This window comes from Mesorhizobium sp. G2-6-1 (genome assembly GCF_055809095.1).
Window position 1 is genome coordinate 2,516,342 of sequence record NZ_CM147896.1, and the last position, 19,502, is coordinate 2,535,843.

Consider the following 19,502-nt stretch of genomic DNA (forward strand, 5'->3'; position numbering starts at 1 on the left):
CATAACCAGCGCCCCCGGCAGAGTGACGGGCTAGATCACGATGATTTAGGATCGAATCGATCTAAAATCATGAACGTGATCGATTCCAATAAGTTGGAGCGGGATGCGGGCGGAAAACCGGTATCCACTTTTCCTCATCCCGCTCATAAGCTGACTGCCTTGTTGCGATCAGTTGAAGGATCGCACCAGACTGCCGACGAGCAGGTTCCATCCGTCGATCAATACGAAAAACATGATCTTGAATGGCAGCGAGACGACTGTCGGCGGTAGCATCATCATACCCATGGCCATGGTGATGGTCGCCACGATCAGGTCGATGACGAGGAAAGGCAATACGATGAGAAAGCCGATCTCGAAACCACGGCGTATTTCGGAGATCATGAAGGCGGGGACGAGGATGCGTAAATCCACCGCGTCTCTTGCTACCGTTTGCCCACGCTCGCGGGCGAGGTCGGCAAACAGGTCGAAATCCTTGTCGCGGACGTTTCGCAGCATGAATGTGCGAAATGGATTAGATATTTTATCCAGCGCTTCGCTCTGGCTGATCTCGTTAGCCATTAACGGCTTGACGCCGCCATTCCATGCCTGATCGAAGGTTGGTGCCATGACGTAGAATGTCATGAACAGGGAAAGCGAAATAAGGATCATATTGGCCGGTGTGGACTGAAGGCCAATTCCGGCGCGCAGAATCGAGAATGCGATGACAAACCGGGTGAAGCTCGTCACCATGATGAGCAGGCCAGGTGCCACGGACAAGACAGTGAGCAGGCCAAACATCTGGATGATGTAGCCAACAGTGGTGCCATTGAACTGACCAATGCCGCTAAGATCGATCTGCTGGGCAGCAGCCGTCGTTAGCGTCGCAAGAATAATGGCGAATGCGGTAATCAGTGTTCTCATTCGAACAATAGGGTCCTTATAAGGACGTCCTTGACGTGCCCGTCGCTGCGGATCGCGGCGCGCTCTTTAAGGTCGGCCTTCAAATGGAGATAGCCGCTGGCACCTTCGATCTGGTGCATTTTTACGGTTCGCAACATCGCCAGCAAATCCTGATGGACAGCTTCTATCACCTCGGTTGGCTGGGGTTCGTCGAGCAGGAGCGAGGCATCCATGCGAACCCATACTTCGGTTGGCGCGGCGAGGTTGGTGGTGATCGGGGCAAGTTCAACCAGTGTCGGTTTCGCGTCCGCTGTCTCTGCAGGTTCACCCGATTGAGCGTCCTTCTCACCATGTGTCGATGCTGCTTTTGCGGGTATTTCCGAATTCTTCAAATAGGTGCCTGAAACCCAGCCGATACCGAGCGCGGCGCCGGTCATGCCAAGAAGCATGGCAATCTGGACGATTGCCGACGGTCCTTTCGGTGCGGGAACCTCTTCAGTATTCGCCACGGCAGCGCTTCCTCGTGCCATCTCTTAAAATGGTAGAACTTGATCCAGTATTTGCTGGCCATAGGCCGGCTGCTGGATCTCGGTGATGCGGCCACGGCCGCCATATGAAATGCGGGCTTCAGCGATGCGTTCGTATGAGATGGTATTCTCCGCGCCGATGTCAGACGGGCGCACGATTCCCGCAATATTCAAAACGCGAAGTTCAGCGTTTACCCGTACTTCCTGCGATCCCTTGATCATCAGATTGCCATTGGGCAGGACGTCGGTAACGACCGCGGCGACATTGAGATCGATGGTTTCTGAACGCTCGGTCGCACCATCGGCATTGGTTTCGGTTTTCGATTTGAGGCTGCCGTCGCCGCTTCCACCGGTGGAGGCAGATTCCCAGCCGACTTTGGCGTCATATCCCAGCGAGCGACTTGCCGTGCGGCTGCGGTCATTCTGGTTCTTGAAGCGAGCCTTGTCGTTGATCTTGATGTTGACGGTAAGGATATCGCCCGTGTGAAGTGCACGCGGATCGGTAAAGAGGCGGCTTTGCTGGTCGTTCCATAGCGAGAATTTCTTGACCGGCTTCGCGGGGGCTTCGGGATATTGGTAAACCGAGCTGCTTCCTTGCTCTATGCCGGAACCTACGGGCGACAATGCCGGTTCCTTGCCAACTTCGCGCAGGTCGCTGGCGCAACCTGAAAGCAGCGCGATTGCACATATGGTCATGGCGTTGCGGATCATGAGGGATCTGTCCTGCGGGCGGCACTTGCCATGATGACGGTAAGCTTGGCTGCGGCCTTTTCATCCATTTCGTTGAGGATGACACCGGCCTTGCGTGAATCGAGCTTCATTAAAATTGCAGCGGCGAGATTGGAATCGACAATGGCCAGCCGTGCTGCTGCCGCGTCGGGTTTCATATCGGCATAGATATCGACCACGCCTTCTTCTGCGCGCGCCAGAAACACTTCTCGCCGTTTTAGCCAGGTTTCGTATTCGTCGCGTTTTTCTTCGAGCGCCTTGATGCGCTTGTCGACTTCGTTTTGCAGTTGTTTCAGTTCAGCCGCCTGCAAGGTATAGCGCCGGTCGCGCGCTGCATCGGCAATATTGGAACAAAACCGCTGAACCTCGCTTTCATCGCTTGCTGAGGGTGCTGTCTTCTTTGCCAGTTTCTGTGGTTTGGTTGCGGCCGGGGCGCCTGGCAAGACCTGCCTGATTGTCTCTGCACGAGCCGGTCCAAATGTTGCAAGCAACAGAGGCAGGGCGCATGCGACAGAAAGCCCGAGCGCTGCCGATTTCATATTCCAGTTAAATAGACGCTTTTCCATCGCTCTAACCTATTGGAGGACCAAATCGGCCTGGAGCGCGCCAGCCGACTTGATGCCTTGAAGGATTGCGATAATGCCATCGGGTTTGACTCCGAGGCGATTGAGACCTGAAACGAGCGTTTCCAAGTCAGACCCATCCAGCACGGCAACGCGTGCATCAGGCTGTTTGACATCAACTGCCGTGTTGGGTTCAACGGCAGTTACACCGTCAGAGAAGGGCTCTGGTTGTACAATGCGCGGAGCTTCGGTTATGCGCACTGTCAGCGTACCGTGACTGATGGCTACACGAGATATCTTGACCTGATTGCCGATGACGATGGTGCCGGTGCGTTCGTCAATGACGACACGGGCAGGCGTGTCGGATTCGACTATCAGGTTTTCAAGTTCCGCAACGAAGCGAGCAGATGAAATACCTTTCGGCTTCTTGATCGCAACCGTTCTCGCATCCCGCTCGGCGGCCAGGCGCTTGCCAAAGCGTCGCTTCGTATAGGCGTTGATGGCATCGGCTATGCGCACCGCGGTGGAAAAATCAGGATTGCGCAGTTGCAAGGTAAGATGGGTTTGATCGCCGAAAGCTGCCTCGACGGCGCGTTCGACAATAGCGCCATTGGGCACACGCCCGGATGTCGGAACACCCTGCGTTACCTGTTCAGCCTGACCTTGGGCTGTGAAGCCGGAAACGATGACCTGGCCCTGGCCGACCGCGTAGATTTCGCCGTTGGCGGCCTTTAACGGTGTCATGATGAGCGTGCCACCTGTCAGCGAAGACGCGTCGCCCAGAGATGAGACGGTAATGTCGATGCGTGCGCCTGACTGTACGAATGGCGGCATGTTCGCGGTGACGATAACGGCAGCGACATTCTTGGCGCGAGCGCTGCCGCCTTGCGTGGCAATTCCAAGATTTTCAAGCATGGCGCGGATCGACTGCTCGGTGAAAGGTGAGTTGCGCAGACTGTCGCCCGTGCCGGCTAGCCCAATAACAAGGCCATAGCCGACAAGCTGGTTATCGCGTGCGCTTTGCAATTGCGCGATGTCCTTTATGCGCGAAGCAACCTGACCGGGGGCAATGAACTGGGAGCCGCTGCAACTTCAAACATGCGCGCAGCAGTGGCCGAATCATAATCGATGTCGCTGACGCCGCCGTTTTTGGCGGCAAGTTCGCGCTTCGCCTTGGCGGTGAGGCCATCGGCCAGCGCAGGCTGCATGCACAGCGCTGCAACTATTGCAAAGACCAGACCGCGCTTCATGCGCCGACCCTGATGGTGCCGTCTGCCATCACTGTGCCGGAGAATACCTTGCCGCTGTCGACGTTGCGAACCTTCACCAGATCGCCGGCTGCACCCGCTTGAAGGCTCACGGCGGTTGTCGAAATGGTTAGCCCGCCGGCAACGAAATAGACTTCGACCGAAGCTCCCTGCACCACCAGCCATGCGTCACGGATGGCGCTGTCGGGAATGTAGCGACCCGGTACCAATGTTCGTTTTGCAACCTTTCCGTCGAGCTGGTCGATTTTGGTGGCGACGGCATTCGGCTTGCGCTTGCCCGGAACAAGCGTGACCTGCTTGAGCAGGCCGATGGAAATGGTTTCGCCCGGATAAATGACGCGATTGGGAATGAGCACGACCTCTTGCGCCAATGCGCCAGCGGAGCCGGCAAACAAGGCCAAGGCAACCACGATATGGCGCAAAGCGAGACGGGAGATACGTGCGGGTGTCATGATCTATGATTCATCTAAGGTTTTTGGAGACCACTGACGCCATTTCGTCGGCGGCCTGAATGACCTTGGAATTCATCTCATAGGCGCGTTGGGCCGAGATCAGTTCGGTAATCTCCTTGACCGGATCGACGTTCGAGCTTTCGAGATAGCCTTGCTCTATGGTGGCGTATCCGGGATCACCGGGCACGCCGACATTGGCGGGGCCGGAGGCAACCGTTTCCTGGAAAAGATTGTCGCCAAGAGGTGCCAGGCCCGCTTCGTTTGCAAAGGTTGCGAGCGTCAATTGTCCGAGGTTTTGCAAATCTGCCTGACCCTCGACACGGGCGAACACCTGTCCGGTCTTGTTCACGATTACCTCAACTGCATCTGGCGGCACATTGATGGCGGGAACGACATTTGCGCCGTCAACGGTGACAAGCTGGCCTGTGGCGTTGGTGTTGAATGCGCCGGCTCGACTGTAAAGTGTACCACCATCCGCACTTTCGATCTGGAACCAGCCTTTGCCGGTCAGGGCCAGATCGAAATTATTGCCGGTGTTGGTCAGTGAACCTTGCGTGTGGACGTTGCGCACCGCCGTTGTTTTGACACCAAGACCGATGGATATGCCTTCGGGCACGATTGATGAATTGGCCCGGTTCGGAACGCCTTGACTGCGGTCGACCTGATACAGGAGATCGGAAAATTCGGCGCGCGCGCGCTTGTAACCGGTGGTGTTGATGTTGGCGATGTTGTTGGCAATGACTTCCAGATTGGTCTGCTGGGCGTTCATGCCGGTGGCGGCGATAGCGAGTGCTTTCATAAGAAGACTCCTCAGATACTCATACGGGTGACATCAAGATAGGCGCTGACGATCTTGTCGCGAATGGCAACGGCAGCCTGAAGGGTTTGTTGCGCGTTCATGACCGCATCGGCCACTTCGCGCGTGTTGGCATTTCCTTTCAGAGCTTTGATGGACATCGCTTCGGCATTTTCCATCGTGCCAACTCCTTTTTCGGCCGCTTGCGCCAGGGCCTGTGAAAAAGAGGTCGTCATGCCCCCGCTGGCAGGCGGTGTTGCGCTGCCTTGCAGTGGGCCTGTTGTGGTGCTGCTGGACCCACCAACTGGAAGATTGAACTGAAGCGCGCCGATAGGGCCGATCATCACTGGTTCCTCATCAAGTCGATTGTCATGGAGATCAAATCACGCGCTTGCTTGATGACCTGAAGATTGGCCTCATAAGAACGGTTCGCCTGGGTCATATCCGCCATTTCGACAAGGACGTTGACGTTGGGCATCTTCACATAACCCTTGTCGTCCGCGGCCTGATTGCCGGGCTGGAACTCGACTGGAAAAGCTGAGGGGTCACGGTCGATCGAACTGATCTCAACGAGATTGCCGCCTGATGCCCGGTCAAGCTCACTTGCGAAACTGACAGTCTTGCGGCGATATGGATCGGAACCGGCGCTGGTGCCCGTCGATTGAGCGTTGGCCATGTTCTCCGAAACAATGCGCAACCTCTCGGATTGTACGCTGAGGCCTGATGCGGCGACCTTGAGAGCGGCGGTAAGAGCGTCCATTGCGCGTCAGCCCTTCGTTACCGACATCATCATGGAATGAAATGCCTTGACGATGGCTGTGTTGAGTTCGAATGAGCGGCGTACCTCGCCGGCCTTCATCAACTCGTTTTCCATCACGACAGTATTCTTCGATGGAAGGGCAGGGCCGGTATATTCCTGCGGCTTGACCGTGAATCCTGCATTGGTTGCCTGCGTGCCAAGATGCCCGCTTTGGGTGGCGCGCAGAGATACATCAGTTCTGTCCAGAACTTTTTCGAAGGGCTCAACGTCATTGGCGGTGTAGCCGGGCGTGTTGGCGTTGGCGATGTTGCCAGCGATTGCCGACTGTCTGACCGCCAGCCATTGCGACTGCTTGGACGCGAGGTTGAAAAGGTTGACGGGCTCCATGATGCTCTCCGGGCAAGTTTCCAGAGAATAGGGCGTCAGTCTTGCGTGGGCCTTGCGCGAAATATCGAAGCTGCGATCGTCGCTATTTCGAGATCGGAACCACCTGATCGGTGCTGGTAACCAGCACCCAGTTACCCTTGCGCCGCTCGATGGAGGCGACGTGGCTGGAGTCCGGCAGTTTGGAACCTTTCTGGACCACCCATAGACCGGCATCGTCTTCGATCATGGCACGGCCATTTGCAACGAGGATGAGGCGGAAAGCGAGTTTATCTGCCGGATAGGGTTGCTGGCCGGCATCCACAGGCTTCTTAGCCGCTTCGGCGGGGTCGGGAATATTACCGGTCGAAAACAGATCGAGGTTCTTGCTGAGGTTATCTTGTGCTTCCAGCGCAATGTTGGACGTTGCCGATCCAGAGACCACGGCCCGCCCCGAATTATCGCCTTTTCCGCCGAATTTGATGGTTTGTACGCCAAACTGATCCGGATTGAAGAAAATATACCAGGGGAAGAGCGCGCAGATCAGCCCAAGCGTTACCCCAAGCCCGGCGAGGACGAAATCGCTACGCCGATCCGTCTGTTTCAATCTTGGAAATTTTGCAGCCGGCGGACGTGGCCATTCGGTTCTCATGGCCGATCCAGCCAGCGGTGGTTTGCTCTTGGTATCGGATTTGGAGAACAGGCCCGATAGCAGGGATTTGCGCGCCGTTTCCGCCTCGTCTTCGGTGGTAGCCTTTGCCAGCAGGTCATGCAGCAAGGTCTCGGTGCGCTCTCGTTCACTCAACGGTGTCTGCATTCTGATGAGCCTTCAATCGCTGGGCAAGATCCGCGAAGGGATCGGGAGACGGACTGTCGCCTGGTGCTTGTGCAAGTGCCTCATAGATCAAAGGCACCTGATGGACCGCCATGTCGAGTTCTGGGTCGGCACCGCCTTGATAGGCGCCGAGCAGACGGATATCGCGCGTGTCTTCAAATCGTGAAATCATCGATTTCAACTTCGTCACAAGGATGCGTTGCTCCTTACTCCATGCCTTGTTGGCAAGTCTCGATATGGATGAAAGCGGGTTTATAGGCGGATAGCGTCCCTGTTCGGCAATCGCGCGGTCGAGCACAACGTGACCGTCAAGAATGCCACGCACTGAATCTGCAACGGGATCGTTATGGTCGTCGCCATCGACAAGGACTGAAATGATGGCGGTGATCGATCCACTACCCGCTTTGCCCGGACCCGCACGTTCGAGTAATTTCGGCAGGTCGGTGAATACCGAAGCCGGATAGCCGCGGGCCACTGGTGGTTCGCCCGTTCCTGTTGCCACTTCGCGCAATGCATGGGCAAAACGTGTGATCGAATCCAGGATAAGCAGGACGCGGTGCCCCTGATCGCGGAAATGCTCGGCAACACGCATGGCGGTATCCGGCGCGCGACGACGCATCATGGCGCTTTCGTCGCTGGTGGCTACGACCGCAACGGTCTTTGCCATGCTTTTTTCGCCGATCGTATCTTCGAGGAATTCGCGAACTTCGCGTCCACGCTCGCCAATCAGGGCAACGACGACCGTATCGAATGCGTCGGCACCGGCAAGCATGGCGAGCAATGTCGATTTGCCGACGCCGGAGCCTGCAAAAACACCAAGCCGTTGGCCAAAACAGAGAGGCGTGAAGATGTCGATGACGCGAACGCCGGTCGTGAAACCTGTATCCACGCGCTGACGATCCATTGCGCGTGGTGCTGCATCCTCGTTTTCGCCAGCCCCTCTTATCAGTGGCGGTCCCTTGTCGATGGCGCGTGCCAGGGCGTCTATGGTTCGCCCCCGCCATGAGGAATGGGGGATGACCGTGAGCGGGCCGCGCCGAAACACCACGTCGTCGATACCTGCATCCGCGTTGCGTTCAAAGGGTGCCACGCTCACCTCGTTACGGCCTACCCGCACGATCTCGCCGCGGCTCGTGGCGTTGTGGCCGCGATGCTCGACCAGATCGCCCAGTCTGGCGACATCGGACAAACCCTTTACCGTGTAATGGGTGGAGGCAACTTCGGTGACACGCCCGCCACGTTTCAATATTGTGTGGGTGTCATCAAAACGCTGCCATATCCGTTCAAGCATGGCCAAGCGTGCGTCTTCAACATGCTCGGCGCCATGCTCGGTTGCACGAATTAACGCGTTTTGTGAAGACATCCGGGCGTGATCTGACGACATCCGGCGCGGTCGCTATTTCGAGCCGAGCGTCTTGATCGCCTCGTCGACGGAAGAGCCGCTTTGGCGCATCATGGCCGAGATATTCTCGAAAGCGCGCTGGACCTGGATGAGGCGGGTCATTTCAAGAACCGGGTTCACATTCGATTCTTCCAGATAGCCTTGCGCAACACCTGAGTCGGCACGGTCGGTGATCGGTTGCGGATCGCTGGGGGAACGACGCCGGAATTGCCGTAGCGTACGAAATTGGCTCCGGGATCAAAGCTGAACAGGCCGATAGCACCGGCCAACTGATTTCCTTGGCGCAGCGAGCCATCGGCACCTGCCTTGGGCGGGCCGCCGCGCGGGTCGAGTTGTATCGGTGAGCCGCCAGCATCGAGCACCGGATGTCCTTCGATCGACATGAGTTCACCGTTCTCGTTCATCGAAAACCGCCCGTCACGGGTCATCACCGTTCCAGCGGGCGTATCAATGGCGAACCAGGCGTCTCCCTGAATGGCGAAGTCGAGCGGGTTGCCGGTCTGCTTTATGGCGCCGTGGGCGCTTGACAGATAGGTATTGCCTGTCGAGGTGAACGACACGGCTTTCGCGCCGGTGCCAGAAACGACATCCTCGAACTTGATGCCGGTAGCGCGGAAGCCAACAGTCGAGGCGTTGGCAACATTATCTGCGATGGTGGTCAGGCGGCGTTCGAGCGCGATCTGCGAGGAAAGGGCGACATAGAGGCTGTCCTGCATGATGCTCTAGAACCTTAATTTCTGCATTGCCATGAGAAGATCGGTGGAAACACCGACGGACGTCGGTTGCGCGAAAAGCACGCTGATCGAGGTTTGTGCCGTCGATGTCGGGTGATCGATTTCGTAGAGGCTGGTGAAGCGGGTAATGAACTTCCCAAGCTTCTCCGGGTCGGAAAGATCGCTGATATCAAATTTGGATTCGAAGAGTTTGACCTGCTTGTCGATATCGGCGGATGCAAAAGAGTCAGGTAGGCCGAAAGCGGTGCGTACGACGCTGGACAGCGCCTTGTCGGCAAGAACCTGATACCAGTTGTCCAATTCTGGAGCCTTGCGCTGAAAATAGAGCGCCAGGCGCACGCCGTCATTGGATTGCCCAGCATCTTCTTCCAATGTCTGGCGCATATATTTGTCGACAACGGGTTGTTGCGCGGATGTGTAGGTGGTCGCCAGATCACCACGGTCGGCGAAATTGAATGCTGACACGAATTCAGCGTAGCGCTTGTCGGTGAGTTTGTTGGCGAAGCTATCGTCGTCAGACACACCTTCTTTCAACGCCTTGACCATGAATGCCTTGGCGTAGTCCATGTCCTTCAGGCCAAAGGCCTTCATGGCGTATTTGAACAGCCGGTCATCCTTGACGAAGTCATCAATCGTCTTCGCCTTCGTGATGTTGTCGAGATAATATTCGGTCTCGCGGCTCACCACGGGCTGCTGTTCAATACGGTCAATTGCCTTGGGAAGGTCCTTGGCAATGAGTTGGTAGCTGACAAATGTGTTCAACGAAACGCGCCTCCGGTCGAAGCTATTACGCATTATTATCCGCATATCCTTGCGCGAAGCTGAATCGAAAAGACCTCGATTCAAGCCTCACACAAGGCACACGCGCTATCAGATGCTTTCTTATGGTGAAGGAAGGGGCCGGCAGTGGGCATTCTGATCGGACTGGTGGTCACGCTGGGCTGTGTTCTCGGCGGCTTCATGGCGATGGGCGGGCGTCTTGATGTTCTGTTCCAGCCTTGGGAGGCCGTCGTCATCTGCGGCGCTGCGTTTGGCACTTTCCTCGTCGCCAATCCCATGAAGACCGTGAAGGATACGGGCCGGGGCATTATGGAAGCCTTCAAGCAGGCGGTGCCGAAGGAACTCGATTATCTGGAAACGCTTGGTGTCTTGCATAGCCTGATGCGTGAACTGCGTTCCAAATCACGCAGCGAAGTAGAAGCCCACATCGACAATCCCGAAGAATCCGCAATCTTTCAGGCTTTCCCGACCGTCCTCAAGAACCATGATCTGACGAGCTTCATTTGCGACTATTGCCGCATTATCATTATCGGCAATGCGCGTTCACATGAAATCGAGGCTCTTATGGACGAGGAAATCCACACGATCCGTACCGACAAGTTGAAAATCTATCATGCGCTGGTGACGGTCGGAGACGGCTTGCCAGCTCTTGGCATCGTTGCCGCCGTGCTTGGCGTGGTCAAGGCTATGGGTCACATTGATGAGTCGCCCGAAATCCTTGGCGGGCTGATCGGTGCGGCACTTGTCGGCACGTTTCTGGGCATCTTCATGTCGTATGCGGTGGTTGCTCCGATTGCGACCAAGGTCAAGACAGTGCGTGAAAAGAAGAACCGCCTCTATGTCATCGTCAAGCAAACGCTGCTGGCCTACATGAATGGTTCGTTGCCGCAGGTGGCAATCGAATTCGGACGCAAGACGATTTCGTCCCATGACCGACCCACGATCGATGCCGTTGAACAAAGCACGATGAATACCGGCTCGGCTGACAAGAAGGCTGCCTGAGTAATGAGCAACAAGGCGGGGAGCACCACGTTGTCATGACCGACCCGGCAGAGGCCCGTTCTCTTGTAATTGAGCGTCTGGTTGGCGACAGTGGCGATTCCGCACAGGTTATCGGTGCGGGCCGTTCGATGGCCGAGCGTGCGTTGCCGTTGATCAACAAGAGCCTTTCAGTCGATGCGGGCGCACCTGTTAGCGTTGACTTGCAAGCGGTCGAAGTCGCCCGTGTGACTGACGCGCGATCGAACGCAGGCGAAACCTTTGCTATGAGCATTGTTGCATCGCCGATCTCGTCGGACGCGATGACGATTGTTATCGACGGGCAGGCTATCGCGGTTATGGTTTGCGCGCTGTTCGGGGGGACCCCGATCAACCGGTTTCGCCGATAGCGCGCGAGTTGTCACAAGTCGAAACGGATGTGGCGACATTGGTTTTCCAGCATGTTGCTGAAGCCCTCAATGGTTCGGGTCACCGTTCGCTTGAACTTCGATTGCCGCTGCCTCGCGCCATATCCGGTATCGAAGCGAAGCGGCGAGTGCTGCGTGATGGTGCTGCCGTGCGCATCGTTTTCGGCATTTCGACACCAACCGATACCGGAACCGTAACGATTGTTATTCCGCAGCGTGTTTTATTGTTGCAGCGTAGCGGTGCCGACGCAGATGATGCCGATGGCGATGCCGGTTCTGAGTGGCGCGCGCGGTTTTCCGAGGAAGTCATGCGTTCGACGGTTACGCTTGAAGCGACCATGCCCCTGGAAAAATTGACACTTGGCCAGCTTTCCAGCCTGAAAAAAAACCAAGTGCTCGAGATCGAGGAAGTGGCGCAGTCCCATGCGAAACTGTCGGCTCGTGGAAAGCAGCTGTTCGTCTGCGAATTTGGAAAGCTTGGGCAAAATTACACCGTTCGCGTCAAGCAGCCATTTGATGTAACGCAAGATCTGCTGGACGAGCTGGTGCCGGGTTGATTTGGCACCGCGCGGGACGAATTTTTAGGAGACGACACCATGGACAACACCAACGAGGAAGCCGAGCCGGATGTTGCTGAGGCCCCTGACGTTGCAGACGCTCAGGTCGATGCAGATGCCCCGGACGAGCAACTCGACCGTGCGATTGAAGAATTGCGTGGCGTGCTTCAGGAAGAAGATCGACGCCCGGATATCGCGTTTCGCGAAGCGGGTGCCACAAACACCAACATCATCATGGATATTCCCGTTGATGTGCAGATCGTTCTCGGCACTACGGAGATGCCGGTTTCGGAGTTGATGACTCTTCAGAAAGGCTCGACCGTTGCATTGAACACACGTATCGGCGAGCCGGTGGATGTGGTCGTCAATGGCCGCAGGATTGCCCGGGGCGAGATCACGGTGCTTGAGAGCGATAGTTCACGCTTTGGTATCCGCTTGACCGAGATTGTCGCAGCGGCCAAAAGCGCATGATGATGTTTGGCGTGCTATCGCTGCGGCTGGAGTACGGGAGAAGGGCATGACGACAGCACTGACGCTCAACCGTCCTCAAAAAGCTGCCGCGATTTTGGTGGCGATGGGCAAACCATCAGCCAGCAGACTGCTGAAATTCTTCAAGCAGGAGGAATTGAAGGCGCTGATCGAGGCGGCCCGGTTGCTGCGAACTATTCCGCAAAGCGACCTGGAGCGTATCGTAGCGGAGTTCGAAGCGGAATTTACCGAAGGCGCTGGTCTGCTCGATTCCGCCGACAAGATGGATACGATCCTTAGCGAGTCGCTGTCACCGGAAGAGGTGAGCGCTATCATGAATGGCAGGCAGGAAGAGATCGTTCTGGATGCGCCTGTGCCGATCTGGCCTGAGGTCGAGAAACTTGAACCGGCGCGCCTCGGTTCGTTCCTCGCGGGCGAGCATCCGCAGACTTCAGCAATGGTGTTGGCCAAGCTTGCTCCACAAGTCGCCGCGAACGTACTTCTGACGTTTGAAAAGTCGATGCGTAGCGAGATCATGAAACGCATGGTGACGATGGCAACGGCCCCTGCAAGTGCTGAAAAAATCGTCGAAAACCAAATTCGCAGCCACTTGTTGAACGAGACGTCGACAAAGGACACCTCTGTCGGTCAGGCTCGTGTCGCGAGTGTGCTCAACGAGATGGACAAATCCCATCTCGATGAGGTGATGCAGGATCTTGAGGAAGCCGGAACCCCCGATCTTGCCGGCGTGAAAGCCAGAATATTCTCGTTTGACGATATGGCGCTGCTCACGCAAAAAGCGCGTGTCCTGATTTTCGATGGTCTTTCAACCGAGTTGGTGACGCTGGCGCTACGCGGTACGCCTCCAGAGCTTACCGAGGCGGTGTTGTCGTCCATCGGCGCGCGTGCACGGCGTATGATCGAATCCGAGCTTGGGCAAGGCTCGGAAGGTATTGCGCTTGCCGATATCATGCAGGCCCGCAAGGAAATTTCTTCCGCGACCGTTCGGCTCTCGCGCGAAGGGGCATTCGACTTGCCTGGGGCCGTGATCGACGAAGCAGCCTGAGGGCTCTGATCGACAATGGCCGAGGACGTCGACAAAGACTCCAAAACCGAGGATGCGACCGAAAAGAAAATTCGTGACACCATCGAAAAGGGCAAATTGCCCAGTTCGAAGGAAACCGCGATCTTTGCGTCGTTCGTCGCGATCCTCCTGTTCACGGTTTTCTACGCCAAGGATGCGATTACCGAGCTTGCGGTCTTTCTTTCCGTGTTTCTGGAAAAGCCGGAAGCCTGGCCCATGAATACCGAATCCGATGTGATCACCCTCTACAAGGGGGTGATGATGGAGGTCGGCCGGGCTGTCGTCAGCCTTCTGGTCTTGTTGATCATTGCTGGTATTTCCTCATCCGTATTCCAGAACATACCGCAAATCGTGGGCGAGCGGATCAGGCCGCAACTGTCGCGAATTTCTATCAGCCAGGGGTGGAAACGCCTGTTTGGCGCGCAAGGCATTGCAGAGTTCCTGAAAGCGTTGGCAAAGGTAGGGTTTGCCATCATCGTGCTGGTGCTGACCTTGTCAGGCGACTATCGCAAATTGCTTGCTGGCATGATTACGAACCCATTTGAGTTCGGCATGGTTGTGCGCTCCATACTTGTCGACATTCTGGTCGCAATCGTCTTTGTCATGGCGGCGATTGCCGTTGCCGATATCATTTGGTCACGCTTCCACTGGAAGCAGGACTTGAGGATGAGCAAGCAGGAGGTAAAGGACGAGTTCAAACAATCCGAAGGCGATCCCATCGTGAAATCGCGCATCCGCTCGGTGGCGCGCGACCGGGCAAGGCGACGCATGATTGCGGACGTGCCGCGCGCGACGCTTATCATTGCCAATCCGACGCACTTTTCCATCGCTTTGAAATATGTGCGCGATATCGATGATGCGCCCATCGTGCTTGCCAAGGGGCAAGATCTGGTCGCGCTCAAAATCAGGGAAATCGCGCAGGAGCACAATATCCCGATCTTTGAGGACGTCGCGCTTGCCCGCTCCATGTACAAGCAAGTTTCGGTCGATAGTGTGATCCCGTCGCAATTCTATCAGGCCGTCGCCGAACTGGTGCGGCTTGTCTACTCGAACAAGGCCGAGCGCCGGCAGGGGTCATGAACAGGCAGCCGCACGCAGACACCCGCGAGATCATTGTCGCCCGCGCTATCGAAAGCGTTGTCGGCGAGTTACGGATGATCGACGTTGCCGATTACATAGCCTTTATCCGGCTTGAGCATTTTGCCTGTCTTTCCGATCTTGTGGATTCGGCGACCGAGCTGTTTTTCATGCCGGGAACGCTCAGGCTCGGTCATGGCGGCGAGGCCCATGTCGATTGGAGCGGAAACCCTCGGATCGTTCTTGACCTCGAACTTCGGCCGCGCGGCGTGAGCGTCTATTTCCAGCTTACGCTCAGCGAACACGAGGCGTCGGTTGTGGTGAACTATGTTTCGTTTGAAAAGCCCAACGAAGACCCGGTACATAATACGGATCTGCTGGAAGCTGCCATCAATCACGCGCGCATCTATAAGGAAGAGCCGATCACGGGTTGATCGAGCTATTCGATCAGGCCCAGTCTGAGAGCTTTTGCGACGGCCTGTGTGCGGCTTACGGCATTCAGTTTCTGAGCCGATTGCGTGAGATATTGGTTGGTTGTGTGAACGGAGAGTTTTAGCAAACGCGCTATTTCTTCGCTGGTATAGCCGTTCGCTGTGAGCTTGAGGCATTCCATTTCGCGCTTCGAGATCGCGCGCATATTGCCCCCGTTCCCGGCCGGATGCGTGAGACCGCAGCGAACAATGAAAAACAACGGGCATGGGTATCATAGAGCGCGTCTTCGGGCAGAGCGATTTGCGATCCATGAAAGACGACCAGTCCGCATTGGTTGCGCTCGCCGTGAACGGGAAATGCAATGCCGGCAGTGCCCGGAGCCAGGGGGCAATCGGGGCGATCCAGGAATGTTCGCGAAATGCATTATCGGAGCCGCCAACATTGTCATCAGCCCACCAGCACGGCTGCGTCGAGTTACGCGCATGATGGACAATGTCTTCGCCGTGCCAGCTCGAAATCTGCTTCGTGATGGGAGCAATGCCAGGATAATCGCTGTCGAAAACGGGGACGAGACATGCCCTTTCCGGCGAGGGACTGGCGAAGAATAGCGCGAAGCCTGTGGCGTTGATGTTGATGGCGATCCAATGGCAGCGGCGGACAGCGTCGGAAATGGTGACGGTATGCTGCTGCGTATCGGGACGGGCCGAGAATGGCCCGAAGGGGCTGTGATGTTCGTTGAAGGAACTTTCTGTGTCCAGCTCGACGTTTGCGTGCATCAGATGATTCCACTCCTGATCGCCGTGGCGATTGCCATTGGCCGATTGCTGGCCGAGAATTTCTGGATGGCGTGTGTGATGTAGCTGTTGACGGTGTTAGAAGAGACGCCAAGGATCACGGCCACTTCGTCGGTGGTCTTGCCCTCCGATACCCAGAACAGGCATTCGCGCTCACGATCCGATAGCGGGTCCAGCGTGGCTGAGCGAGATAGCAATTGTGGAATATGTGACAGGGCATAGCAGCACTTCAACTGAGCCGCCATCAGAGTGTCCTGATCGATTTTTCCCGCTTGATCAGCGGAGAACAGAACAAAGAAGCGCTGATGGCCGACATTGATGCCCAGCGAAAAAATTTCGACATGACCGAGCACGTCGAGCAGGCGGGTTTCCTCGCTAGTGACGAAATCGCCATTGGCAGGTACCTGACTGGTGATGAGCGAGCGCGGGCGAATTCCGGGTGCGGCGGTGAGGGGGCCTTGGGCAAGGGTTGCTATCAGTTTCTTGCCGGCGAGTTCGATGGCATCGAAAATCCAGTTGGACGCAATGATGCGCGCATCATGGTTGGCTTCGCTGTGCGTGATGGCGACCAGCATATAGCTGTCTGCGCCGATCTCTGCCGTCAACTGCATGAGAAAGCTTGTCAGGTCGCCACGCGACGCAAGTCGGTTGCTCAAAGTTTCTGATTGAATAGGCGCTGCGGAACCTGTCATGCCATGCTTTGCTCAGAATCGATCCTCATGCCGATGCTGGGAAAGTCAGCGACCGGTTTTGATTACTCATCACTTTTACGTAGATACACACGCAGCGCAGACTTGCGCCCGATCCGGCGAGATCCACAGGGGAACGCGAAAGCGACCGCGTCGTGCTTCGGAAGAAATCCGCAGCTTCTGACTTGTGATTGCTTGCCTCGCCCCCAAGGTCCGGCTGATTCGGGTCTAATCTAGCCGCAGTCGAATCCGACATCAAATAGGAATTGACAAAATTTTAATTAACGGACTCAAACCCGACTCGGAAGAGGCGTTGCGGGGCAGCTTGAGCAAGGCTCGTGTTACCAATTGGTTTGGCCTATGGTAACAATCGATAGAGCGTGAAGTGCTGCAACAGCAACAATTGAGCGATGGAGTATGTGCGTGCCGGAAATGCCGGATAGGAAGGCGATCGAGGTTCGCGAGGCTCGCAAGACTTTTGGAGCGGGTGAAGCACAGGTTACCGCGTTGGATGCGATTTCCGTGTCTGTACAGGAGAATGAATTCTTCACGCTATTGGGGCCGTCGGGCTGCGGCAAGACGACGTTGTTGCGCTTGATCGCAGGCTTTGATTTTCCCACGTCGGGGAAATCCTGCTCTATGGCGACGACATTGCCTTGCTGCCGCCGTTCAAGCGCCCCGTTAACACGGTATTCCAGAGCTATGCGCTTTTCCCGCATATGACGGTTGCGGAAAATATCGGCTTCGGCCTTGAAATGCTTGGCAAATCCAAGATCGAGAAAAAGGCCCGCGTGGACGAGATGCTCAAGCTGGTGCGTATGGACGACCTCGCCTCGCGTCGAACCAGCCAGATTTCCGGTGGCCAACAGCAACGCGTCGCCCTTGCCCGTGCATTGGCACCGCAACCGAAAGTTCTGCTGCTCGATGAACCGCTATCGGCGCTGGACTATAAATTGCGCAAGGAAATGCAGATCGAACTGAAGCGATTGCAAGCCGAGACGGGGATTACCTTCATCTTCGTGACACACGATCAGGAAGAGGCATTGACGATGTCCGATCGCATCGCGGTGATGTCGGCGGGCAAGATATTGCAGGTCGGTAGTCCGCGCGACATCTATGACAGGCCGGCCGTGCGCTTTGTTGCCGACTTTATTGGCGAATCCAATTTTCTCACGGGCACCGTTCTCAACAAAGCAAATTCGGGTGTCACCGTCAGGCTTTCCTCTGGTGCAGAGATATCGGCCTCGTTGCCGGATGGGTATGTGGCGAAAGAAGCTGTTACGATCGTCGTTCGCCCGGAACATGCCCGGATCGGCCCGCAAGACAGCGAGGCTTCGCTTGTGGGAACGGTTGAAACGGTCGTGTATCTTGGCACCGACACGCATATTCACTTGCGTCTCGATGACGACAGCCCGTTTGTCGTCAGGCGTCAGAACAGTCGCGATATGCGTGATGAGTTTGTGCGAGGGAGCAGGGTCGCTATCTTGATCGACGATCAGGCGGCGCAGGTCGTCAGCGATTGATGCGTTGAAGCTTGGCTGCTTGTAAACAGGCAAATTCAATTGATTTCCAGCTTTGTGCGGTTGATAAGCACGCAAAGTGATGTGTTGGGAGACCAAGTTTCATGACCGGCGACAAGAATACTCTCATCTGGGACGATCCGTTCCTGCTCGAAAACCAATTGAGCGAGGATGAACGGATGATGCGCGATGGTGCGGCAAGCTTTGCCGCCGACAAGCTCAGCCCGCGCATTGAGGAAGCCTATATGGAGGAAAAGACCGACCCGGCGATTTTTCGCGAGATGGGCGATGCCGGGCTGCTCGGTATTACCATTCCCGAGGAATTTGGCGGGCTGGGTGCGGGATATGTGACCTATGGGCTGGTGGCGCGCGAGGTCGAGCGGGTGGATTCCGGCTATCGTTCGATGATGAGCGTGCAATCGTCGCTGGTCATGTATCCGATCCATGCCTATGGCTCGCAGGAGCAGCACAAGAAATATCTGGCCAAGCTTGCGAGCGGCGAATGGATCGGCTGCTTCGGACTGACGGAGCCGGATGCCGGTTCCGATCCGGGTGGCATGAAGACGCGCGCGGAAAAGACGGCTTCGGGCTATCGCATTTCCGGCTCGAAAATGTGGATTTCGAATGCACCCATCGCCGACGTATTCGTCGTGTGGGCCAAGTCATCGGCGCATGACAACCAGATCCGGGGGTTCATTCTCGACAAGGGCATGAAGGGTTTGTCAGCACCGAAGATCGGCGGCAAGCTGTCGCTGCGGGCGTCAATCACCGGTGAGATTGTCATGGAGAATGTCGAGGTGGGCGAAGAAGCCCTCTTGCCCAATGTGTCCGGGCTGAAGGGGCCGTTCGGCTGCCTCAACCGGGCGCGTTACGGCATTTCGTGGGGTGCGATGGGCGCGGCGGAAGATTGCTGGCATCGGGCGCGGCAATATGGCCTGGATCGCAAGCAATTTGGCAAGCCGCTGGCTGGTACGCAGCTTTATCAAAAGAAGCTTGCCGACATGCAGACGGAAATTGCTCTGGGATTGCAGGGATCGTTGCGCGTTGGCCGCTTGATGGATGAGGGCAAGATGGCACCGGAGATGATCTCTCTGATCAAGCGCAACAATTGCGGCAAAGCGCTCGACATTGCCCGCATGGCCCGCGATATGCATGGAGGCAATGGCATCCAGATTGGCTATCATGTCATGCGCCATGCGCAGAACCTGGAAACCGTCAACACCTATGAAGGCGCTCACGACGTTCACGCGTTGATCCTCGGGCGTGCGCAAACCGGTTTGCAGGCGTTCTTTTAAAGCGGGTTTTCCGTACCTTTCGAAGCGTTTTTTGTCGACGGCATGTCGGAAACGGCTTTAGTCTTTCGTCCTTTGTGCAGGAGGAAGGACTT

The 19,502-nt window shown here is 56.4% G+C and carries 24 protein-coding genes and 2 pseudogenes; 9 read left to right on the plus strand and 17 right to left on the minus strand.

Going from position 1 to position 19,502, the window contains the following annotated elements:
* Positions 1–168: 168 nt before the first annotated feature.
* The 15 genes and pseudogenes from fliP to AC0L7S_RS12175 all read right to left on the minus strand — a co-directional run bounded on the left by fliP (position 169) and on the right by AC0L7S_RS12175 (position 10,103).
* Positions 169–900: a flagellar type III secretion system pore protein FliP gene (gene fliP / locus AC0L7S_RS12105; RefSeq protein WP_473471191.1), complete on the minus strand. Its 732-nt coding sequence runs from the start codon at positions 898–900 to the stop codon at positions 169–171.
* Positions 897–1,388 carry a flagellar basal body-associated FliL family protein gene (locus AC0L7S_RS12110; protein ID WP_473471192.1) on the minus strand — a complete coding sequence of 164 codons (492 nt, stop codon included), beginning with the start codon at positions 1,386–1,388 and terminating at the stop codon, positions 897–899. The genes fliP and AC0L7S_RS12110 overlap by 4 nt, the downstream gene beginning before the upstream one ends.
* Before the next feature lie 24 nt (positions 1,389–1,412).
* Positions 1,413–2,117: a flagellar basal body L-ring protein FlgH gene (flgH, locus tag AC0L7S_RS12115; protein WP_473471194.1), complete on the minus strand. Its 705-nt coding sequence runs from the start codon at positions 2,115–2,117 to the stop codon at positions 1,413–1,415.
* The gene (locus tag AC0L7S_RS12120) at positions 2,114–2,701 is read right to left on the minus strand and encodes a MotE family protein (RefSeq protein ID WP_473471196.1); all 588 of its coding nucleotides are present in this window, start codon (positions 2,699–2,701) and stop codon (positions 2,114–2,116) included. The genes flgH and AC0L7S_RS12120 overlap by 4 nt, the downstream gene beginning before the upstream one ends.
* A gap of 9 nt (positions 2,702–2,710) precedes the next feature.
* A complete protein-coding gene (locus tag AC0L7S_RS12125) occupies positions 2,711–3,769 on the minus strand; it encodes a flagellar basal body P-ring protein FlgI (protein ID WP_473474281.1) in 1,059 nt (352 codons plus the stop codon).
* Positions 3,739–3,948 carry a hypothetical protein gene (locus tag AC0L7S_RS12130; protein WP_473471197.1) on the minus strand — a complete coding sequence of 70 codons (210 nt, stop codon included), beginning with the start codon at positions 3,946–3,948 and terminating at the stop codon, positions 3,739–3,741. The genes AC0L7S_RS12125 and AC0L7S_RS12130 overlap by 31 nt, the downstream gene beginning before the upstream one ends.
* Positions 3,945–4,418, minus strand: a complete 474-nt coding sequence (gene flgA, locus AC0L7S_RS12135) for a flagellar basal body P-ring formation chaperone FlgA (protein ID WP_473471199.1) — start codon at positions 4,416–4,418, stop codon at positions 3,945–3,947. Before flgA ends, AC0L7S_RS12130 begins: the two co-directional genes overlap by 4 nt.
* A gap of 10 nt (positions 4,419–4,428) precedes the next feature.
* Positions 4,429–5,217 (minus strand): flagellar basal-body rod protein FlgG, encoded by a 789-nt coding sequence (gene flgG, locus AC0L7S_RS12140; protein ID WP_473471201.1) that lies wholly within the window; start codon positions 5,215–5,217, stop codon positions 4,429–4,431.
* Between the two features lie 11 nt (positions 5,218–5,228).
* Positions 5,229–5,558 carry a flagellar hook-basal body complex protein FliE gene (gene fliE / locus AC0L7S_RS12145; protein ID WP_473471203.1) on the minus strand — a complete coding sequence of 110 codons (330 nt, stop codon included), beginning with the start codon at positions 5,556–5,558 and terminating at the stop codon, positions 5,229–5,231.
* Complete coding sequence (flgC, locus tag AC0L7S_RS12150) at positions 5,558–5,974, minus strand: flagellar basal body rod protein FlgC (RefSeq protein ID WP_473471205.1); 417 nt, start codon at positions 5,972–5,974, stop codon at positions 5,558–5,560. Before flgC ends, fliE begins: the two co-directional genes overlap by 1 nt.
* A gap of 6 nt (positions 5,975–5,980) precedes the next feature.
* Positions 5,981–6,361: a flagellar basal body rod protein FlgB gene (gene flgB, locus AC0L7S_RS12155; protein WP_473471206.1), complete on the minus strand. Its 381-nt coding sequence runs from the start codon at positions 6,359–6,361 to the stop codon at positions 5,981–5,983.
* A gap of 82 nt (positions 6,362–6,443) precedes the next feature.
* Complete coding sequence (locus tag AC0L7S_RS12160; RefSeq protein ID WP_473471208.1) at positions 6,444–7,154, minus strand: hypothetical protein; 711 nt, start codon at positions 7,152–7,154, stop codon at positions 6,444–6,446.
* Complete coding sequence (gene fliI, locus AC0L7S_RS12165; protein WP_473471210.1) at positions 7,135–8,535, minus strand: flagellar protein export ATPase FliI; 1,401 nt, start codon at positions 8,533–8,535, stop codon at positions 7,135–7,137. The genes AC0L7S_RS12160 and fliI overlap by 20 nt, the downstream gene beginning before the upstream one ends.
* Before the next feature lie 33 nt (positions 8,536–8,568).
* Positions 8,569–9,290 (minus strand): annotated as a pseudogene (gene flgF, locus AC0L7S_RS12170) (flagellar basal-body rod protein FlgF).
* Positions 9,291–9,296: 6 nt separating this feature from the next.
* Positions 9,297–10,103, minus strand: coding sequence for a DUF1217 domain-containing protein (locus AC0L7S_RS12175; RefSeq protein WP_473471211.1), 807 nt, complete (start codon positions 10,101–10,103; stop codon positions 9,297–9,299).
* 111 nt (positions 10,104–10,214) lie between these two features.
* On the opposite strand from AC0L7S_RS12175, the gene motA reads away from it, so the two are divergent.
* From motA to AC0L7S_RS12210, 7 genes are read left to right on the plus strand one after another with little or no spacing between them, the layout of a single operon-like run.
* Positions 10,215–11,090, plus strand: a complete 876-nt coding sequence (gene motA / locus AC0L7S_RS12180; protein ID WP_473471213.1) for a flagellar motor stator protein MotA — start codon at positions 10,215–10,217, stop codon at positions 11,088–11,090.
* 35 nt (positions 11,091–11,125) lie between these two features.
* On the plus strand, positions 11,126–11,476 hold the full coding sequence (locus tag AC0L7S_RS12185) for a hypothetical protein (protein ID WP_473471215.1): 351 nt from the start codon (positions 11,126–11,128) through the stop codon (positions 11,474–11,476).
* Between the two features lie 29 nt (positions 11,477–11,505).
* Positions 11,506–12,051: a FliM/FliN family flagellar motor switch protein gene (locus tag AC0L7S_RS12190; RefSeq protein WP_473471217.1), complete on the plus strand. Its 546-nt coding sequence runs from the start codon at positions 11,506–11,508 to the stop codon at positions 12,049–12,051.
* Between the two features lie 39 nt (positions 12,052–12,090).
* Positions 12,091–12,522 carry a flagellar motor switch protein FliN gene (fliN, locus tag AC0L7S_RS12195; protein ID WP_473471219.1) on the plus strand — a complete coding sequence of 144 codons (432 nt, stop codon included), beginning with the start codon at positions 12,091–12,093 and terminating at the stop codon, positions 12,520–12,522.
* Between the two features lie 46 nt (positions 12,523–12,568).
* Positions 12,569–13,585, plus strand: a complete 1,017-nt coding sequence (locus AC0L7S_RS12200; protein ID WP_473471221.1) for a flagellar motor switch protein FliG — start codon at positions 12,569–12,571, stop codon at positions 13,583–13,585.
* A 15-nt stretch (positions 13,586–13,600) separates the two neighbouring features.
* A complete protein-coding gene (flhB, locus tag AC0L7S_RS12205) occupies positions 13,601–14,683 on the plus strand; it encodes a flagellar biosynthesis protein FlhB (protein WP_473471223.1) in 1,083 nt (360 codons plus the stop codon).
* Positions 14,680–15,114, plus strand: coding sequence for a hypothetical protein (locus tag AC0L7S_RS12210; protein ID WP_473471225.1), 435 nt, complete (start codon positions 14,680–14,682; stop codon positions 15,112–15,114). The genes flhB and AC0L7S_RS12210 overlap by 4 nt, the downstream gene beginning before the upstream one ends.
* A 5-nt stretch (positions 15,115–15,119) precedes the next feature.
* Here the strand turns inward: AC0L7S_RS12210 and AC0L7S_RS12215 are convergent, their stop codons facing one another.
* Both AC0L7S_RS12215 and AC0L7S_RS12220 read right to left on the minus strand, forming a co-directional pair.
* The gene (locus tag AC0L7S_RS12215) at positions 15,120–15,317 is read right to left on the minus strand and encodes a response regulator transcription factor (protein ID WP_473471227.1); all 198 of its coding nucleotides are present in this window, start codon (positions 15,315–15,317) and stop codon (positions 15,120–15,122) included.
* A gap of 570 nt (positions 15,318–15,887) precedes the next feature.
* On the minus strand, positions 15,888–16,562 hold the full coding sequence (locus AC0L7S_RS12220) for a helix-turn-helix transcriptional regulator (RefSeq protein ID WP_473471228.1): 675 nt from the start codon (positions 16,560–16,562) through the stop codon (positions 15,888–15,890).
* Between the two features lie 456 nt (positions 16,563–17,018).
* Between AC0L7S_RS12220 and AC0L7S_RS12225 the strand changes: the two are divergent.
* A pseudogene (locus AC0L7S_RS12225) lies at positions 17,019–18,118 on the plus strand (ABC transporter ATP-binding protein).
* A gap of 101 nt (positions 18,119–18,219) precedes the next feature.
* Positions 18,220–19,410 carry an acyl-CoA dehydrogenase gene (locus tag AC0L7S_RS12230; protein WP_473471230.1) on the plus strand — a complete coding sequence of 397 codons (1,191 nt, stop codon included), beginning with the start codon at positions 18,220–18,222 and terminating at the stop codon, positions 19,408–19,410.
* Positions 19,411–19,502 lie beyond the last annotated feature (92 nt).

Bases quoted from the DNA above. Each gene is read 5' to 3' on its own strand.
- fliP (WP_473471191.1), bottom strand. From the start codon at position 900: ATGAGAACACTGATTACCGCATTCGCCATTATTCTTGCGACGCTAACG.
- flgH (WP_473471194.1), bottom strand. From the start codon at position 2,117: ATGATCCGCAACGCCATGACCATATGTGCAATCGCGCTGCTTTCAGGT.
- AC0L7S_RS12120 (WP_473471196.1), bottom strand. From the start codon at position 2,701: ATGGAAAAGCGTCTATTTAACTGGAATATGAAATCGGCAGCGCTCGGG.
- AC0L7S_RS12130 (WP_473471197.1), bottom strand. From the start codon at position 3,948: ATGAAGCGCGGTCTGGTCTTTGCAATAGTTGCAGCGCTGTGCATGCAG.
- flgA (WP_473471199.1), bottom strand. From the start codon at position 4,418: ATGACACCCGCACGTATCTCCCGTCTCGCTTTGCGCCATATCGTGGTT.
- flgG (WP_473471201.1), bottom strand. From the start codon at position 5,217: ATGAAAGCACTCGCTATCGCCGCCACCGGCATGAACGCCCAGCAGACC.
- fliE (WP_473471203.1), bottom strand. From the start codon at position 5,558: ATGATCGGCCCTATCGGCGCGCTTCAGTTCAATCTTCCAGTTGGTGGG.
- flgC (WP_473471205.1), bottom strand. From the start codon at position 5,974: ATGGACGCTCTTACCGCCGCTCTCAAGGTCGCCGCATCAGGCCTCAGC.
- flgB (WP_473471206.1), bottom strand. From the start codon at position 6,361: ATGGAGCCCGTCAACCTTTTCAACCTCGCGTCCAAGCAGTCGCAATGG.
- AC0L7S_RS12160 (WP_473471208.1), bottom strand. From the start codon at position 7,154: ATGCAGACACCGTTGAGTGAACGAGAGCGCACCGAGACCTTGCTGCAT.
- fliI (WP_473471210.1), bottom strand. From the start codon at position 8,535: ATGTCTTCACAAAACGCGTTAATTCGTGCAACCGAGCATGGCGCCGAG.
- AC0L7S_RS12175 (WP_473471211.1), bottom strand. From the start codon at position 10,103: ATGCGTAATAGCTTCGACCGGAGGCGCGTTTCGTTGAACACATTTGTC.
- AC0L7S_RS12185 (WP_473471215.1), top strand. From the start codon at position 11,126: ATGACCGACCCGGCAGAGGCCCGTTCTCTTGTAATTGAGCGTCTGGTT.
- fliN (WP_473471219.1), top strand. From the start codon at position 12,091: ATGGACAACACCAACGAGGAAGCCGAGCCGGATGTTGCTGAGGCCCCT.
- AC0L7S_RS12200 (WP_473471221.1), top strand. From the start codon at position 12,569: ATGACGACAGCACTGACGCTCAACCGTCCTCAAAAAGCTGCCGCGATT.
- flhB (WP_473471223.1), top strand. From the start codon at position 13,601: ATGGCCGAGGACGTCGACAAAGACTCCAAAACCGAGGATGCGACCGAA.
- AC0L7S_RS12210 (WP_473471225.1), top strand. From the start codon at position 14,680: ATGAACAGGCAGCCGCACGCAGACACCCGCGAGATCATTGTCGCCCGC.
- AC0L7S_RS12215 (WP_473471227.1), bottom strand. From the start codon at position 15,317: ATGCGCGCGATCTCGAAGCGCGAAATGGAATGCCTCAAGCTCACAGCG.
- AC0L7S_RS12230 (WP_473471230.1), top strand. From the start codon at position 18,220: ATGACCGGCGACAAGAATACTCTCATCTGGGACGATCCGTTCCTGCTC.